The following is a 15,379-nucleotide window of genomic DNA, read 5'->3' on the forward strand; positions in this document are numbered from 1 at the left end:
CACCGAGCGGGATCTCCCGCCCATCAAGGAGGTAGTTGATGGCCCTCCGCACGCCCATCCCTCTCCGCCGCGTCCTGGTGCTCGCCGTCGTCACCGGGCTGGGCATCGTCACCGTCGCCGCCGGTCCGGTCGCCGCCCGACCCGCACCGGACCGGTCCACCGAGCCGGCCGCCGCCAGCTACCGGGTGCTCGGCCCCCGGACCCTCGCCGACCGCAACGCGGTGGCCCGCACCGGAGCCGCCATCGACTACTCCGAACACGGAGTCCTGCACATCTCGGCGACCGCGGGTGAGGCCGCCGAGATCGGCAAGCTCGGCTTCCGGCTGGAACCGCTGGCCCCGCCGCCCAACGCCGAGCGCGGCGCCGGCGAGATCGGCACGATGGCCTTCCCGCCCGCCGACTCCAACTACCACGACTACGCGGAACTGACCGCCGTCGTGAACCAGGTCGTCGCCGACCATCCGGCGATCGCCCGCAAGATCAGCATCGGTTCGTCGTACGAGGGCCGCGACCTGATGGCGGTGAAGATCTCCGACAACGTCGGCACCGACGAGAACGAGACCGAGATCCTGTTCAACTCCCAACAGCACGCCCGTGAGCACCTGACCGTCGAGATGGCGATCTACCTGCTCAACCTGTTCACCGACAGCTACGGCTCCGACTCCCGGATCACCAACATCGTCAACGGCCGGGAGATCTGGATCGTGCCGACGGTCAATCCGGACGGCAGCGAGTACGACATCGCCACCGGGTCGTACCGGTCCTGGCGCAAGAACCGGCAGCCCAACAGTGGTTCGTCCAACGTCGGCACCGACCTGAACCGCAACTGGTCCTACAACTGGGGTTGCTGCGGCGGCTCGTCCGGCACCACCTCGTCGGAGACCTACCGGGGGCCGTCGGCGTTCTCCGCACCCGAGACGCAGGCGCTGCGCAACTTCGTCAACGGTCGGGTGGTCGGTGGCGTGCAGCAGATCAAGGCCAACATCGACTTCCACACGTACTCGCAGCTGGTGCTCTGGCCCTACGGCTACACGACGGCGAACACCGCGACGGGCATGAACGCGGACCAGTACAACACCTTCGCCACCATCGGCCAGCAGATGGCGGCCACCAACAACTACACCCCGGAACAGTCCAGCGACCTTTACATCACCGACGGGGACAGCCTCGACTGGATGTGGGCCACCCACAACATCTGGGCGTACACCTTCGAGATGTACCCGGGCTCCTCCGGCGGCGGCGGCTTCTACCCGCCCGACGAGGTCATCCCAGCGCAGACCTCGCGCAACCGGGAGGCGGTGCTGCTGCTCAGCGAGTACGCCGACTGCCCGTACCGGGCCATCGGCAAGCAGGCGCAGTACTGCGGCAGCGGTGGTGGCGGCACCACGGTCTGGTCGGACACCTTCGAGACCGCCACCGGCTGGACCATCAACCCGTCCGGCACCGACACCGCCACCCTCGGCGCGTTCGAGCGGGGCGCCGCCCAGGCGACCACGTCCTCCGGCGCCAAGCAGCTCACCCCGTACGCCGGATCCAACGACCTGGTCACCGGCCGCCTCGCCGGTTCGGCGGCCGGTGACTACGACGTCGACGGCGGCGTGACCAGTGCCAGGTCCCCGGCGGTGACCCTGCCGTCGTCCGGCACGCTGAGCCTCTCGCTGGCCTGGTACCTGGCGCACGGCTCGAACGCCTCGTCGGCGGACTACCTGCGGGTGAGCGTGGTGCACAACGGCGGCACCACCGCGCTGCTCACCCAGGCCGGCGCGGCGACCAACCGCAACGGGAGTTGGGCGGTGGCCAACCTCAACCTCACCCCGTACGCCGGGCAGTCGGTCCGCATCCTCGTTGAGGCGGCGGACGCCTCCGGCGCCAGCCTGGTAGAGGCGGCTGTGGACAACGTCACCATCACGTCCTCCTGATCAGGTGGGGCCCCGCTCCGCCCCGCGGGGCCCCACCACCCTCTTCCGAACACCACCAACTCGGACATACGCCCTCCGACGGTCACCGTGTGACGGTTCCGGGGGATCGACTCGCGGCGATCGGCGCGTGATCGATCCGGCACGTCCCGGCGGTGCGCTACCGTCTTACCGACCAGTCCGCAGCGAAGCCGGTGCGAAACCCGGCGCTGTCCCGCAACTGTGATGCCCCACCCGACGGTGGGGACGAGCCAGGTCGCCTGCGGATCGGTCGCGAAACGCGCTCTCGAGGAAGGGCGCCTCGTGGGCGGGCGTACGAAAGTCCTGTCGGCGAAGCACCACACTCCTCGACCGACAGGAGGCCCCATGTTCAGACGTACCCCTCGGCTCTTCGCCGCGACCCTCGCGGTCGCCGCGCTGGCCCTCGGCGCCTGCGCCGAGAAGGCCGACGACAAGCCGACCACCGGCACCGCGGCCGCCGCGTACCCGGTCACGGTCGGCACGCTCACCCTCGACAAGCGCCCCGAGAAGATCGTCGCTCTGTCGCCGACTGCCACCGAGATGCTCTTCGCGATCGGTGCCGGCCCGCAGGTGACCGCCGTCGACGACCAGTCCAACTATCCGGCCGACGTGCCCAAGAGCGACATATCCGCCTTCCAGCCGAACGCCGAGGCGATCGCCGGTAAGAACCCCGACCTGGTGGTGCTCTCCGACGACCGCAACAAGATCGTCGAGCAGCTCGGCAAGCTGAAGATCCCGGTGTACCAGACCCCGGCGGCCACCACGCTCGACGACACGTACCGGCAGATCACCGAGCTGGGCACGCTGACCGGGCACGCCGACCAGGCCACCGACGTCGCCAGCCGGATGAAGGACGACATCGCCAAGCTGGTCAAGGACGTGCCGCAGCGCGCAGAGAAGCTCACCTACTACCACGAGCTGGGCCCCGAGCTGTACAGCGCGACCAGCAAGACCTTCATCGGCACGCTCTACAGCCAGATCGGTCTGACCAACATCGCCGACCCTGCCGACGCGGACGGCAAGAGCGCCGGCTACCCGCAGCTGTCCCAGGAGTTCATCGTCAAGGCCAACCCGGACTTCGTCTTCCTGGCCGACTCCAAGTGCTGCCAGCAGAACGCCGACTCGGTCAAGGCGCGCAGCGGCTGGTCCGGGCTCACCGCGGTGAAGAACAACCAGGTGGTCGCACTGGACGACGACGTCGCCTCCCGCTGGGGGCCGCGGGTCGTGGACCTGCTCCGGGTCATCATCGACGCGGTTGCCAAGGTGCCCGCGTGACCGTCGTCCGTCGGTGACCGGGCCGCTTCCCGCGGCCCGGTCCGCCGGACCGCCGTCCGCGCCGCGCCCCGCCGGACCGCCGTCAAGGGCCCGGCCCGCCGGGCTGCGCAAGCGATGGCTGGTCGCCGGGGTGTTCGCGGTGCTCGTCGCGCTCGTCGCCGGGGTGTCGCTCGGCCCGGTCAGCCTGCCCGCGGGCAGCGTCGCGGCCGAGCTGCTCAACCTGATCCCGGGGATGCACCTCGACAGCGGTCTCTCCGAGCGGGAGATCGCGATCGTCACCGAGCTGCGGTTGCCCCGGGTGGTGCTGGGCCTGCTGGTCGGCGGGTTGCTCGCCCTTGCCGGCGGCTGCTATCAGGGCGTGTTCCGCAACCCGCTCGCCGACCCGTACCTCCTGGGCGTGGCCGCCGGCGCCGGCCTCGCGGTCACCGCGGCGATCGCCCTCGGCGGCGCCGGCCGGCAGGGCGCGATCTCCGGGCTGCCGATGACCATCCCGTTGGCCGCCTTCGCCGGGTCACTGCTCGCCGTCACGATGACCTACGTGCTCGGCGCGGCCGGCGGGCGCGGCGGCTCACCGGCGATGCTGATCCTGGCCGGAGTGGCGGTCTCCGCGTTCCTCTCCGCCGGGCAGACGTATCTGCTGCAACGACACTCCGACAGCATCCAACCGGTCTACTCCTGGCTGCTCGGCCGGCTGGCCACCGCCGGCTGGCACGACGTGCTGCTGGTGCTGCCGTACGCCGCTCTGACCACTGTGGTGGTGCTGCTGCACCGCCGCGAGCTGGACGTCCTCGCGGTCGGTGACGACGAGGCGAGGAGTCTGGGCCTGCACCCGCAGCGCACCCGTTACCTGTTGATCGCCGCAGCCTCCCTGGGCACCGCTGCGGCGGTCTCCGCGACCGGCCTGATCGGCTTCGTCGGCATCATCGTGCCGCACACCGTCCGGCTGCTCGCCGGGTCGAGCTACCGGGCGATCCTGCCGCTGTCACTGCTGTTCGGCGGTGCGTTCCTGGCACTGACCGACGTGGTGGCCCGCACCGTCGCCGCTCCGTCCGAGGTGCCGATCGGGGTGGTGACCGCCCTGCTGGGCGGCCCGTTCTTCGTGATCGTGCTGCGGACCGCCCGACGGGTGCTCACGTGAGCCGCGAACCCGCCGCCGGCCCGTCCGGCGGCCGTCCGCCTGGCAGCCTTCCGTCCGGCGGTCTTTCGTCCAGCGGTCCTTCGTTTGGGGGTGGCGACGGCGGTGTGCCGGCCGTCGAGGTGCGTGGGCTGCACGTCGACCTCGGCGGCACACCGATCCTGACCGGCGTCGACCTCACCGTCGCCGTCGGCGAGTGGGTCACCGTGATCGGCCCGAACGGCGCCGGCAAGTCCACCCTGTTGCGCGCCGTCGGCGGCCTGCTGCCCGCGCCGGGGGCGATCACCCTGTTCGGTACGGCGAGCACCGCGCTGCGCCGCCGGGACCGCGCCCGGGTGGTGGCCACCGTGGCACAGTCGCCGGTGGTGCCGCCCGGCATGTCGGTGCTGGACTACGTGCTGCTCGGCCGCACCCCGTACATCCCCACGCTGGGCCGGGAGTCGACCGCCGACCTCGACGCCGTACACGAGGTGCTCGGCCGGTTGGACCTCACCGGCTTCCACCGTCGTGAGCTGGCCACCCTCTCCGGAGGCGAACGGCAGCGGGTGTTCCTCGCCCGGGCGCTCGCCCAGGGCGCGACGCTGCTGCTGCTCGACGAGCCGACCAGCGCGCTCGACATCGGGCACCAGCAGGAGGTGCTGGAACTGGTCGACCAGTTGCGCCGCGAGCACGGCCTGACCGTCCTCGCCACGATGCACGACCTCTCCCTGGCCGGCGAGTACGCCGACCGGATGGTGATGCTCGCCAGCGGTCAGGTGGTGGCCGCCGGGACCCCGTCCGAGGTGCTGACCGAGCACCTGCTGGCGACCCACTACCGGGCCAGCGTGCGGGTCGTCCCCGGCACCCACGGCCCACTGGTGGTCCCGGTCCGCCCCCGCGCCAGATCGTCCGGGTCAGGGGCCCAGGTCGATGACGGAGAAGAGGGCGCCCTGGGGGTCGCGTAGGGCTGCGAACCGGCCCGCCGGGATGTCCCGGGGCGGGACCAGGATCGTTCCGCCCAGCTCGGCGGCGCGGGCCGCGGCGGCGTCCGCGTCGGTCACCGCGAAGTACACCGTCCAGTACGCGGGCAGGTCGGCCGGGAAGTCGTCGGCCAGCGGCGGCATCATCCCGGCGACGATCTGCGTCCCGAGCCGCCAGCCGGTGTACGTCATGGCGCCCACCGCCTGGTCGTCCGGCTGCCAGCCGAACACCAGCTCGTAGAAGACCTTCGCGCCCTCGGGGTCGGGGGTGACCAGTTCGTTCCAGCTCATCGCGCCCGGCACGTTGAACACTTCGGCCCCGGCCATGGCCAAGGGCTGCCAGACGCTGAACGTGGCGCCGGCCGGGTCGGCGAAGACCGCCATCCAGCCCCGGTCGAAGACCTCGAACGGCGGCACGACGACCTGCCCGCCGGCCCGCTCGACCCGGCCGGCGACCAGTTCCGCGTCGTCGGTGGCCAGGTACGTCGACCAGATCGGCACCTGGTCCGGGATCGCCGGTGGCCCGGCCCCGGCCACCGGCCTGCCGTCGAGCAGGAAGACCGTGTAGCCGCCCGCCTCGGGCTCCGGTGTCACCCGGCCGGTCCAGCCGAACAGCTCCGGGTAGAAGCGTCGCGCCTCGGTCAGGTCCGGGGTGGCCAGGTCGGCCCAGCAGGGCGTACCCGGCGGGACGGTGCTCACGTCAAGACCCCTCTCGGCCCGGGCGGTCACGGCGACCCCCTGCCGGAATCCTGGCACCGTCCCGCCGCAGCCCGGGGCGGAAACGGACGAATCGTCAGCTGAACCGGCGACCCTCGTCCCGTCGGTACGCCCAACCGGCGAGCGCCGCGAGCAGCACCACCCAGACGCCGAGCATGATCATCGCCAGCGGCTCGACGCGGTATTCGCCGACCGCCGACCACATCAGCTCGGCCGCGCCCCGGGTGGGCAGGTACGGCGCGATCGTCTCGATGAACCCGGGTGCCTCACCCGGCGCGGAGAGCAGGCCGCCGCCGAACGCGAGCGGCAGGAAGACGACCTGCGCCACGACGATCGCCGCCTTGCTGGGAAGCGAGTAGCCGATCGCGAGGCCCATCAGAGTGAACGGCACCGAGATGACGGCCACGGTGCCGATGGTCAGCAGTAGGGCCGCGGGGGTGATCTGGGCCGCGGTCAGCGTCGCGCCGATCACCACGACCGGGATCAGCGAGAGGTACGTGAGCGCAAGGCCGGCCAGCACCCGGCCCGCGAACCTGGGCGCGGGCCCGGCCGGCAAGGTCCGGGTGTACGGGTTCCAGGGCTGGTCGCGGTCCTCGGCGACGCCGACGCCGTACTGAAAGATGTTGGCGCTCATCACCGAGAAGGTGACCATCGACGCGGTGGCGAAGGTGGCACCGGCCGCGTCGTCACCAGCGAACGGCACCACGAAGAAGATCATGGCGGCCGCCGGAAAGAAGGCGCTGCCGACGACGGCCACCGGAATCCGGATGATCTCCAGGAGTTGGTAGCGGGCGTGAACCAGGGCGAGCTGCACGGTGGCCTCCTCAGACTGTGGTGGGTTGGCCGCCGGCAGCGGCGGTGGTGGTGGCTCGGCCTTCGGTGGCCGACTGGTCCCCGGCGGGCGCGTCCCCGCTGGTGATGGCGAGGAACGCCTCCTCCAGCGAGGTCGGTCGTACCTCCAGGTCGGTGAAGGCCGTTCCGGCCGTGACCAGCGCTCGGACCAGTTCGTCGGCGTCGGTGGTGAGCAGGTGCAGCCGGCCGTCGACCCGTTCGGTGCGGACGACGCCGGGCAGGTCGGGCAGTTGGTCGGCGACGAGGCTGACCCGGCGTACGCCGACGATGCCGCGCACGGCGTCCACCGTGTCGTCGGCGAGCACCCGGCCCTGCCCGATCACCACCACCCGGTGCGCCAGCGCCTCCACCTCCTCCAGGTAGTGGCTGCTCAACAGCACGGTGCCGCCGTCGGCGTGGAACGCGCGGATCGCCTCCCACAGGGTGTGCCGGGCGGCGACGTCCAGACCGGTGGTCGGCTCGTCGAGCAGCACCAGCCGGGGTCGGCCGACGAATGCCAACGCCACCGCCAACCGGCGACGCTGCCCACCGGAGAGGCCTCCGGTCTGCCGTCGGGCGAGGTCGCCCAGGCCGAACTGGTCGAGCAACTCACCGCGGGGCACCGGGTCCGGGTAGTGCGCGGAGACGAAGTCGACGACCTCACCGACGCGCAGTGTGCCCGGCAGGCCGGTCTCCTGCGGGGTGACCCCGATCTGCCGCCGGTTCGCCGGGTCGCGGGGGTCGCCGCCGAACAGCTCGACCCGCCCGGAACTGGGCCGGCGCAGACCGACCAGCAGGTTCATCAGTGTGCTCTTGCCGGCGCCGTTCGGGCCGAGCAGGCCGACCAGCTCACCGGCCCGGACTTCCAGGTCGACACGGTCGAGGGCGAGGACGTCGCCGTACCGGCGGCTGGCCTGGTCGGCGTGGGCGAGGGTCATGTCTGCTCCTTCGACGGGGTGGGGTCGAGCAGGATGCGGATCGCTTCGGTGTACTCCTCGAACGCCAGCCGGCCCCGCCGGCTGAGCCGGACCAGGGTTGCCGGGGTGCGTCCACGGTGGGTCTTGCTGATCTCCACGTAGCCGGCGTCCTCGAGCTTGCGCAGGTGCACGGAGAGGTTGCCGGCGGTCATCGCGAGCAGTTCCTGCAACCGGGGGAAGGCGATCAGGTCGCCGTCGCCGAGAGCGGAGAGGCTGGCGACCACCCGGAGCCGGGCCTGCGCGTGGATGACCGGGTCCAGTTCGCTCATCGGCGGTGTCACTGTCGCCGTCGGGCGATCGCGCCGGCGACCAGGATCCCGCCGCCGCCGGCCACCGCAATGACCAGCGCGTGCCAGCCAGGCCCGGCGATCACACCGGCCAGGTTGATCACGCTTATCCAGACGCCCAGCCGGAAAAGGTCCCGATCCAGCCAGATCGCTCCACCGGCCATGTGTAGCGCGCCGGTCAGCCCGACGGCGGTCGCCGACCAGACCAGGCCCGCCAGATCGTCCGGTAGGTGCTCGGAGATCCGGCCGAGCCCCGCGTAGATGCTCACGGAGCCGAGGGCCCACGTGCACCCATACCAGCGCCCACGCTGGGCGGAGTCACCGATCACCTGGCCGTAGGCCCGTGTGCTGACCACTGCCTGGATCACTCCGGCTGCCACGAGCAGCGCGAAGAGGACGGTCAGCGGCAGCCAGCTCGGCAGCCGGAGCAGCTCCCGGTCGTCGGGGGAGAACCGCAGGAAGAACAGCCCGAAGCCGACCAGCCAGGCGACTCCCCAGGGCCAGTAGACCAGGCGGGCGTCGGGATCGAGGCGCCGTGCCGTCGCGGAACGCTGGTCCTGGATCAGCCGGAGGGCCGCTGCCGCGTCGGCGGGTGGAAGGTCATCGTCTAGGTGCACGCAAACTACTTTACGATGCAAAGTCCGAACGCGGTGTCCCGCTCGGCGTCCGGGTTACGACAGCGGCGCGCAGTGCCTATGGTGGGGAACCGTGGCGGCTGACCGGTCGCACAGGACACAGGGGAGGGTCCGTGTCGAGCCCGAGCAGAGACCTGGAGGTCCAGCCGGAGGCGCTGGCGGCGTTCGCCAAGACGTCCAACGACCGGGCGGCCCGCTTCCGCGAGCTGCACCGTTCATTTGGCGACGGGCACGTGCCTCGGCACGCGTTCGGGGTGATGCCGGCGTCGTTCGGCCTCGCCGCGGCGTACGCCGAGCAGTTCGAGGCGTGCCTCCAGGGGCTCGCCGACGGCGCCGAAATGATGGCGGACATCGCGGAGGGGGTCAGCGACACCGCCGGTGCCTACACCGGCACCGACGTGGCCAACACCGACATGTTCGTGCCCGGCCGCCCGCCAGCTCCCGACCTCATCGCTCCCGGCCCCTGGTCGGGTGGCGCCGGCGCTCCGAGCGGGCCGGTGCCCGCATGAGCACGGAGGCGTTGCACCGCAACAAGACCTACTTCGAGCAGATCGTGTCGGGCACTCCGGAGCCCTTCAAGCCGCTCTCCAACGCGGTGCTCTGGCCGTTCGAGCAACTGCTGGAACTGGTCGCCGGTGAACCGGACGACCTGATGCGGGCGGCGCAGGTCTGCCTGGACACCGGCGCGGCGGTCCGGGAGATCGCAGGCGACCAGATCGCCGACCGGGCCCGCTTGCGCGGCAACTGGAAGGGCGACGCCGCAGAGAGCTTCCACGCCTCGATGGAGTCGGTGGAAAAGGCGATCGAGGAGCTGGCCCGAGGGCTCGACGGCACCAAGGACGTGCTGGTCGAGGCGGCCAACGCGGCGGTCGACGCGTTCAACCTGCTGGTCGAGCTGATCCTCGAGTTCCTGCTCTGGTTCCTCACCGAGGTGATCATTGCGGCGGTGGCCGCGGCGCTGAGCGCCGGCGTCTCGCTGGCAGCCACTGTGGTCCGGGTGCTGGCCCGGCTGGCCACCACCGTGGGTCGGATGGTCAAGATCGTCGCCCGGTTCGCCGAGGTGCTCACCCGCCTCGCCACTCGGTTGGGCAAAGTCGCCGGGCAGCTCCGCGAGTACGCCAACACCGTCATGGAGCTCAAGAAGCGGAAAAAGCAGTACAAGCTGATTACCAAGGGTGGCTGGACGCCGGAGGGGCGTGCCTTCCAGATCGAGAAGTTCAAGACCCTCTTTCCCGGCAAGTTCGTCATCAACCATGTCTCGCCGGTCAACGTCCCCGGCTTCGGCGGCGCACTGCTGGACACCGGTGTGGGCCTGCACGACATCTCCGACGGGCAGAAGGACCGCAATTACCTCGTGGACGGCACGTACAGCGATGACCTGGGCCCGTACACCAAGAGTGTGCAGAATGTCTTCGACTCCATCGTGAACTGAGAGGCAGCCATGACCTTCCCCGCCCTGGACCGCATCGAGGCGCTGGCCCGCAACCTGGACGGTTGGCAGCGGCAGCTCGCCGACCGGATGGCGGAGCTGGAGCAGACCAGCGCCGAGGGGGTGAGCGACTCCGGCCTGGTGCGCGTCACCGCCGCCGCCGACGGGAAGATCGTTTCTGCGGAGCTGAACGCGCGGGCGATGCGACTGGACTCCTACAGCCTGGCCGAGGAGTTCACCGCAGCCGCCAACCGGGCGCAGGAGGCCGCTGCGGCCCAGGTCCGGGAGTTGGTCGGTGAGGTCATCGGGGAACCAGGTGCCGGCCCGCGCCGGCCCGGCGACCACGAGGAGCGCCGATGACGGTCGACGGCAGTCAGGCGCGGTACGTCGAGGGGGTCACCCGGCTGCTAGCGGCCGGAGAGCAGGTGCGTGCGGTGGCCCGGGTCCGAGCGGGGGGAGGGCTGACCCCGGCGGCACCCCCGCAGCCGTCGGCGCCACCCACCCCGGGTGGGCCGGGCTTCCTGGGTGCCCTGCTCAACGTGCTGTCGCCGAACATCACCTTCGGTCGGGCGGACGACGCCGTCGACTGGCTCTTCTTCGGCGTCGGAGGTCGAGGCGAACCAGGTTCGCAGGCTTCCCTGCTGCACCACGCCCTGACCGTGACGGCGAAGGGTTCCGGCGTCCGCGACATCGTGCTCGGGGTCACCGACCAGCGGTTGCTGGTCGGCGCGACAGCACCGGTCGGGTTGCTCTCCAGCTCAGCGGCGGACGAACGGGCGCAGGCCGACATCGAGCTGCTCGGGTCGGTGCCGCGCACGGCCGTGACCGCCCGGGTCGGCCGGTACCGGTTGAACTGGAAGCGGCTGCGGATCGACTTTGCCGACGGGTCGTGGTTGTCGTTCCACGTGCCACTGGCTGACTCCGGCCGCCCCCTGCGGGAGATCGCGGCGGCCCTGTCAGCCGGCTGACCCGCCGACGAGCGGCGCGGGCAGCGGCTCGTGGTGCAGCACCGCCAGCCGGGACACCGCTCGGGTGAGCACCACGTACAACCGGTGCAGCCCGCGCGGTTCGGCCGCGACGATCGCGGCCGGCTCGACCACCACCACATGGTCGTACTCCAGGCCTTTGACCAGCGTCGCGGGCACCAGGGTGACCCGCTCGGCGGCCGCCACGTCGTCGGCGGTCGCGGTCGCGACACCGGCATCGGCCAGTGCGGCGCGCAACCCGTCGACCGCGTCATCCGCGGCGATCACACCGACCGAGCCGTCGTGCGCGAGCGCCGAGCGCACCTCCGCCACCGTCGCCGAGGTCAGGTCGGTCACCGTACGCACGTCCAGGCCGCCGTCGTGCCGTAGCGACTCGGCCGGCGGTACGTCCACAGCGAGCGCCGGCAGGAGCAGGTTCGCGAATGCGACCACCGCGGCGGGCACCCGGAAACCGATCGTCAGCGGGACCACCACGGCGTCCGGCTTGCCCAGGTGGGCGAGGGACTCCTTCCAGTCCGTGGCAGCCCACGGCGCGGTGCCCTGGGCCAGGTCACCGAGGAGGGTGATCGAGCCGTGCTCGCTGCGCCGGGCGATGGCCCGACACTGCATTGGGGAGAGGTCCTGCGCCTCGTCCACCACCACGTGCCCGAACCCGGAGGGTCGTTCCAGCAGCCCGGTCGCCTCGTCGATCAGCACCGCGTCGGCGGCGGTCCAGCGGGTCGCCTTGGGGGTGCGAGCCGGCTTCGCCCAGACGAGCAACGCCTGCTCCGCGTCGCTGAGCAGGCCGTCCGCCGCCGCGGCCAGCCGATCCGGGTCGGAGAGCAGGCTGTGCACCAGCCCTTCCGGGGTGAGTGCCGGCCAGACCGCGTCCAGGAAGTCGACCACCGGGCGGCAGCGGCTCATCCGACGCAGCCAGGCATCACCGGGCGACTCGGCTCGGCGGGCCTCGGCCTGCCGTTGCAGCAGGCTCACCACCCGCGCCCGGACGCGCTCCCGGCCAGTGCCGTACGGCAGACCTTCCCGACGGGTCTCCTCGACGATCCGGTGCAACGGCTCCAGACCGATCCGCCACCGGAACGAACCGTCCGACACGGTGATCGACTCGGTGGGCGTGCCGATCTGTGCCTGCACCGCGCGTTGCAGCACGCTCGCCATGCGTACGTCGTGCTTGAGCGTGGCGACCATCGGCGCCTCGACCGCCCGAACCGGCACCCGGGAGATCAACTCCTCCACCGTGGCCTGCTCGACCTCGACCTCGCCGAGCGCCGGGAGCACTGCCGCGATGTACGACAGGAACGCCCGGTTGGGTCCGACGATCAGCACGCCGGCCCGTCGCAGACGCTCCCGATGCAGGTACAGCAGGTACGCGGCCCGGTGCAGGCCGACAGCCGTCTTGCCGGTCCCCGGCGCTCCCTGCACACAGATCGAGTCGGCCAGGTCGGCCCGGACCAGCTCGTCCTGCTCCGGCTGAATGGTCGCGACGATGTCCCGCATCGGCCCGACGCGTGGTCGTTCGATCTCGGAGGTGAGGATCCGGCTGGTCGTACCGAGTTCCTCGCCCCGATCCAACCGCTCATCCTCGAAGCTGGTCAGCACGCCGTTGCTGAACCCGAACCGCCGCCGGACGGCCACCCCCTGCGGATCCCGCGCGCTAGCCCGGTAGAACGACCGGGAGACCGGTGCCCGCCAGTCCAGCACCAACGGCTCGCCAAGCTCGTCACTGACGTGCCGCCGCCCCACGTGGTACCGCCGGCCTTCATGATCACCGCTGCCGCTGCTGGAGGTCGCGCTGTCCGCGGTCGCGTTGTCGATGGTTTCGTGGTCCGTGGTTCCGGTGAAGTCGAGGCGACCGAAGAAGAGCGGCGTGGTCGGGTCGTCCGCCAGCTCGGCCACCCGGCGGGCCAGGGTGCGACCCAGCGTCTCGGCCGCGTAGGCGTCGCCGGCAACCTGGTCACCGGTCGAGAAGAGGGCTTCGGCCCGCTCCCGCATCCGGCGTAGCGCTGCCCGCGAGTTTGCGAGGTGCGTGCGTTCGGCGGCCAGATCCGTGTCGAGGTGGGTGTCGAGGTCAAGTGCGGGCATGCTGACGTCCCATCGTTCACATCTGCTGCGCGCTCGCGTGTCCGGGGGCGGATGGCCGGCCGCCCGGCGCGAAGACGTCCGTTCCGGTGCAGCTCACCTCGGCCGTCAAGCGGGCTGCAACCCTACGCTCCCCAGCCCGTCCGTTCCACCGAATTACCCACGCGACCATCCGTACGAGAGGGCGTGTCGCCGGGCGCGGCGCACGAAAGTGGGCGTGTCGTGGGTAGCAACACGCTGCCCCGACGTCACCGGTCGGCCCGTGTGGTTGATCCCGTTCTCGGGTGGCGACGGCACGTCTGCCGGGTGTCAGCAGCGCCGGTGGTAGAGGTTGCGTCGTGGTGCGCGTAGCGGGTCGAGCCAGCTGGGCGGGAGAATTCCGGCCGGCTGTCGGGCGCGATGCGGACCAGCCAGTCGCCGCGGTGGATGAGCCGGTGGTGGTAACCGCAGAGCAGCACGGCATTGCCCAGCGCGGTGGCTCCGCCGTCTGCCCAGTGTCGGACGTGGTGACCGTCGCACCATCGGGATGGCCGATCACAACCAGGAAAGGCGCAACCGCCGTCGGGCAGCACGAATGCTCGGCGCAACGGGCCGTTGAAGAGCCGGCGCTGGCGCCCGACGTCCAGAACCTGACTGTCGCCGCCCAGCACCGCCGGCAGCACGCAGGCATCGCAGGAGAGACGGCGGATCGCGCCCGGCGCGAGGGGTGGCCCGGTCTCCAGGGTGCCGGCGCGTACGCCGTTGACCAGCTCGTCCAGCGACACGGTCACGACGAGCTGCGGCCGGTCGCCGCCGTTGTCGGGCAGCTGGCCGGTGCGCAGCGCCAAACGACAGACCTCGCCCAGCGCGTCCGCTCGGCGCTGACCGGGACTGCGGTCGTCGTGATCGCCGGCCGGGGCGCAGAGCCTGTCGATCGCCTCCCGTAGCAGGCTCGCGGTTTCGGTGTCGAGGTTGCCGCTGAGGCGTACCTGCCCGTCCTGCTGCTCGGAGAGCGTGACGTGCCGACGGGCCACGGCTCGCTCGGTGGCTTTTTCGAGGGCGGCCAGCTCTGCCTGGTCGGCCAGATCCGGTGCGACGTGCGTGAGGACGCGCTCCCCGAGCCGGCTGAGGATGGTCGGATCGAAGCGGTCGGCCCAGGTGACCAGCAGTTGGGTGGCTTTGTCCGCCACCTCCGGGCCGGCCTCGGGCGGCAGGGCCGCGATCGTCTCTGCCACCACCCGACCCTGCTCGACGGTCATCGCGCCGCTGAGCAGTGCGTCACGCACCGCCTGCGCCAACGTCCTCAACATAGACAAAGACTAGAACAGGTGTACGACAGTTTCGGTCCGCTTCGACTGCGGCGTTGACGCTGAACGTCGCGTGAACTGGCCACGCCTCAAATCGGGTGTTCGCAGAAGTCGGATGCTGCTCACTGCGGGGGTGATGGCGGGTCGGGGAGCCGCCCGGGATCATGGGCTCATGACCGAGGCCAGCCCCGATTCGCGTCGAATGACGATCAGTGACCCGCAGGTGATGCGGGCGATGGCTCATCCGGCCCGGATCGCGATCATGGAATACCTGAGTAGCCGGGAGAGCGGTGGGACCGCCACCGAGTGCGCGGAGATCGTCGGTCTGTCGCCGAGCGCGACCAGTTACCACCTGCGCGCGCTGGCGAAGTTCGGCCTGGTCGAGCAGGCGCCGAGTCGCGGGGACGCGCGCGAGCGGCTGTGGCGAGTGCCGAGTGTGAGTGTGTGGGTCGAGGCGGGTCGCGATGCCGGGCCCGAGGCGCGCGCGGCCGAGCAGGCGCTGGTGGAGGCGCACGCCGTTCGGGCCATGGAGCGGACCCGGGACTGGCTGCGGCGCGCCGGGGACGAGCCCGCCGAGTGGTACGACGCCGCGCTCTTCAACGACACGTTGCTGCTGCTCACCGCCGAGGAGCTGGCCGAGGTGAACCAGGCGGTCCTGGCCATGCTGCAGCCGTACCGGGCTCGCCTGCGCCAGGCCGATCCTCCGGCGGGGGCGCGCACGGTCGCCGTGCAGTACCGGGCCGTGCCGCTGGCCTGACTGGATGGTCGCGGTGCGCCGAGCCGCACGCGGGTTGATCGCCGACCGGCCATTCGCCGTCGTGGCGGCGGCAGGGGGTTGTGCTGATCAGT

At 71.3% G+C, this 15,379-nt stretch carries 16 protein-coding genes; 9 read left to right on the forward strand and 7 right to left on the reverse strand.

Annotation, left to right across the window (positions count from 1 at the left end; translation table 11 throughout):
* The first annotated feature begins 38 nt into the window (after positions 1 to 38).
* The 4 genes from FBZ33_RS00255 to FBZ33_RS00270 all read left to right on the forward strand — a co-directional run bounded on the left by FBZ33_RS00255 (position 39) and on the right by FBZ33_RS00270 (position 5,291).
* Positions 39 to 1,919 (forward strand): M14 family metallopeptidase, encoded by a 1,881-nt coding sequence (locus tag FBZ33_RS00255; protein ID WP_141907583.1) that lies wholly within the window; start codon positions 39 to 41, stop codon positions 1,917 to 1,919.
* A gap of 363 nt (positions 1,920 to 2,282) precedes the next feature.
* The gene (locus tag FBZ33_RS00260) at positions 2,283 to 3,212 is read left to right on the forward strand and encodes an ABC transporter substrate-binding protein (protein ID WP_141907584.1); all 930 of its coding nucleotides are present in this window, start codon (positions 2,283 to 2,285) and stop codon (positions 3,210 to 3,212) included.
* A gap of 103 nt (positions 3,213 to 3,315) precedes the next feature.
* Complete coding sequence (locus FBZ33_RS00265; RefSeq protein WP_370453064.1) at positions 3,316 to 4,350, forward strand: FecCD family ABC transporter permease; 1,035 nt, start codon at positions 3,316 to 3,318, stop codon at positions 4,348 to 4,350.
* A 104-nt stretch (positions 4,351 to 4,454) separates the two neighbouring features.
* Positions 4,455 to 5,291, forward strand: coding sequence for an ABC transporter ATP-binding protein (locus FBZ33_RS00270; RefSeq protein WP_141907586.1), 837 nt, complete (start codon positions 4,455 to 4,457; stop codon positions 5,289 to 5,291).
* On the opposite strand, the gene FBZ33_RS00275 is transcribed toward FBZ33_RS00270, so the two are convergent.
* The 5 genes from FBZ33_RS00275 to FBZ33_RS00295 all read right to left on the reverse strand — a co-directional run bounded on the left by FBZ33_RS00275 (position 5,241) and on the right by FBZ33_RS00295 (position 8,735).
* Positions 5,241 to 6,005: a VOC family protein gene (locus FBZ33_RS00275; RefSeq protein WP_141907587.1), complete on the reverse strand. Its 765-nt coding sequence runs from the start codon at positions 6,003 to 6,005 to the stop codon at positions 5,241 to 5,243. The genes FBZ33_RS00270 and FBZ33_RS00275 overlap by 51 nt on opposite strands.
* Positions 6,006 to 6,099: 94 nt before the next feature.
* Positions 6,100 to 6,837: an ABC transporter permease gene (locus FBZ33_RS00280; RefSeq protein ID WP_088951100.1), complete on the reverse strand. Its 738-nt coding sequence runs from the start codon at positions 6,835 to 6,837 to the stop codon at positions 6,100 to 6,102.
* 10 nt (positions 6,838 to 6,847) lie between these two features.
* Positions 6,848 to 7,792 carry an ABC transporter ATP-binding protein gene (locus FBZ33_RS00285; RefSeq protein WP_141907588.1) on the reverse strand — a complete coding sequence of 315 codons (945 nt, stop codon included), beginning with the start codon at positions 7,790 to 7,792 and terminating at the stop codon, positions 6,848 to 6,850.
* Positions 7,789 to 8,100: a transcriptional regulator gene (locus tag FBZ33_RS00290; RefSeq protein ID WP_141907589.1), complete on the reverse strand. Its 312-nt coding sequence runs from the start codon at positions 8,098 to 8,100 to the stop codon at positions 7,789 to 7,791. Before FBZ33_RS00290 ends, FBZ33_RS00285 begins: the two co-directional genes overlap by 4 nt.
* Positions 8,101 to 8,108: 8 nt before the next feature.
* Positions 8,109 to 8,735 (reverse strand): transporter, encoded by a 627-nt coding sequence (locus FBZ33_RS00295; protein WP_141907590.1) that lies wholly within the window; start codon positions 8,733 to 8,735, stop codon positions 8,109 to 8,111.
* Between the two features lie 131 nt (positions 8,736 to 8,866).
* On the opposite strand from FBZ33_RS00295, the gene FBZ33_RS00300 reads away from it, so the two are divergent.
* Genes FBZ33_RS00300 through FBZ33_RS00315 form a run of 4 tightly spaced genes read left to right on the forward strand, consistent with a single transcriptional unit; the run spans position 8,867 to position 11,150 of the window.
* Positions 8,867 to 9,262, forward strand: coding sequence for a type VII secretion target (locus tag FBZ33_RS00300; protein ID WP_141907591.1), 396 nt, complete (start codon positions 8,867 to 8,869; stop codon positions 9,260 to 9,262).
* Positions 9,259 to 10,185 carry a WXG100 family type VII secretion target gene (locus tag FBZ33_RS00305; RefSeq protein ID WP_141907592.1) on the forward strand — a complete coding sequence of 309 codons (927 nt, stop codon included), beginning with the start codon at positions 9,259 to 9,261 and terminating at the stop codon, positions 10,183 to 10,185. The genes FBZ33_RS00300 and FBZ33_RS00305 overlap by 4 nt, the downstream gene beginning before the upstream one ends.
* A 9-nt stretch (positions 10,186 to 10,194) precedes the next feature.
* Positions 10,195 to 10,542 carry a YbaB/EbfC family nucleoid-associated protein gene (locus FBZ33_RS00310; RefSeq protein ID WP_099849887.1) on the forward strand — a complete coding sequence of 116 codons (348 nt, stop codon included), beginning with the start codon at positions 10,195 to 10,197 and terminating at the stop codon, positions 10,540 to 10,542.
* On the forward strand, positions 10,539 to 11,150 hold the full coding sequence (locus FBZ33_RS00315; RefSeq protein ID WP_141907593.1) for a hypothetical protein: 612 nt from the start codon (positions 10,539 to 10,541) through the stop codon (positions 11,148 to 11,150). The genes FBZ33_RS00310 and FBZ33_RS00315 overlap by 4 nt, the downstream gene beginning before the upstream one ends.
* On the opposite strand, the gene FBZ33_RS00320 is transcribed toward FBZ33_RS00315, so the two are convergent.
* Positions 11,139 to 13,247 carry an AAA family ATPase gene (locus tag FBZ33_RS00320; protein ID WP_141907594.1) on the reverse strand — a complete coding sequence of 703 codons (2,109 nt, stop codon included), beginning with the start codon at positions 13,245 to 13,247 and terminating at the stop codon, positions 11,139 to 11,141. The genes FBZ33_RS00315 and FBZ33_RS00320 overlap by 12 nt on opposite strands.
* A 245-nt stretch (positions 13,248 to 13,492) precedes the next feature.
* Complete coding sequence (locus FBZ33_RS00325; protein ID WP_255508669.1) at positions 13,493 to 14,533, reverse strand: HNH endonuclease signature motif containing protein; 1,041 nt, start codon at positions 14,531 to 14,533, stop codon at positions 13,493 to 13,495.
* A gap of 169 nt (positions 14,534 to 14,702) precedes the next feature.
* Here FBZ33_RS00325 and FBZ33_RS00330 point away from each other — a divergent pair, with 169 nt between their 5' ends.
* Positions 14,703 to 15,287 (forward strand): helix-turn-helix transcriptional regulator, encoded by a 585-nt coding sequence (locus FBZ33_RS00330; protein WP_141907595.1) that lies wholly within the window; start codon positions 14,703 to 14,705, stop codon positions 15,285 to 15,287.
* Positions 15,288 to 15,379 lie beyond the last annotated feature (92 nt).

It is taken from the genome of Micromonospora sp. A202 (assembly GCF_006715105.1).
GTDB lineage: Bacteria > Actinomycetota > Actinomycetes > Mycobacteriales > Micromonosporaceae > Micromonospora > Micromonospora zamorensis.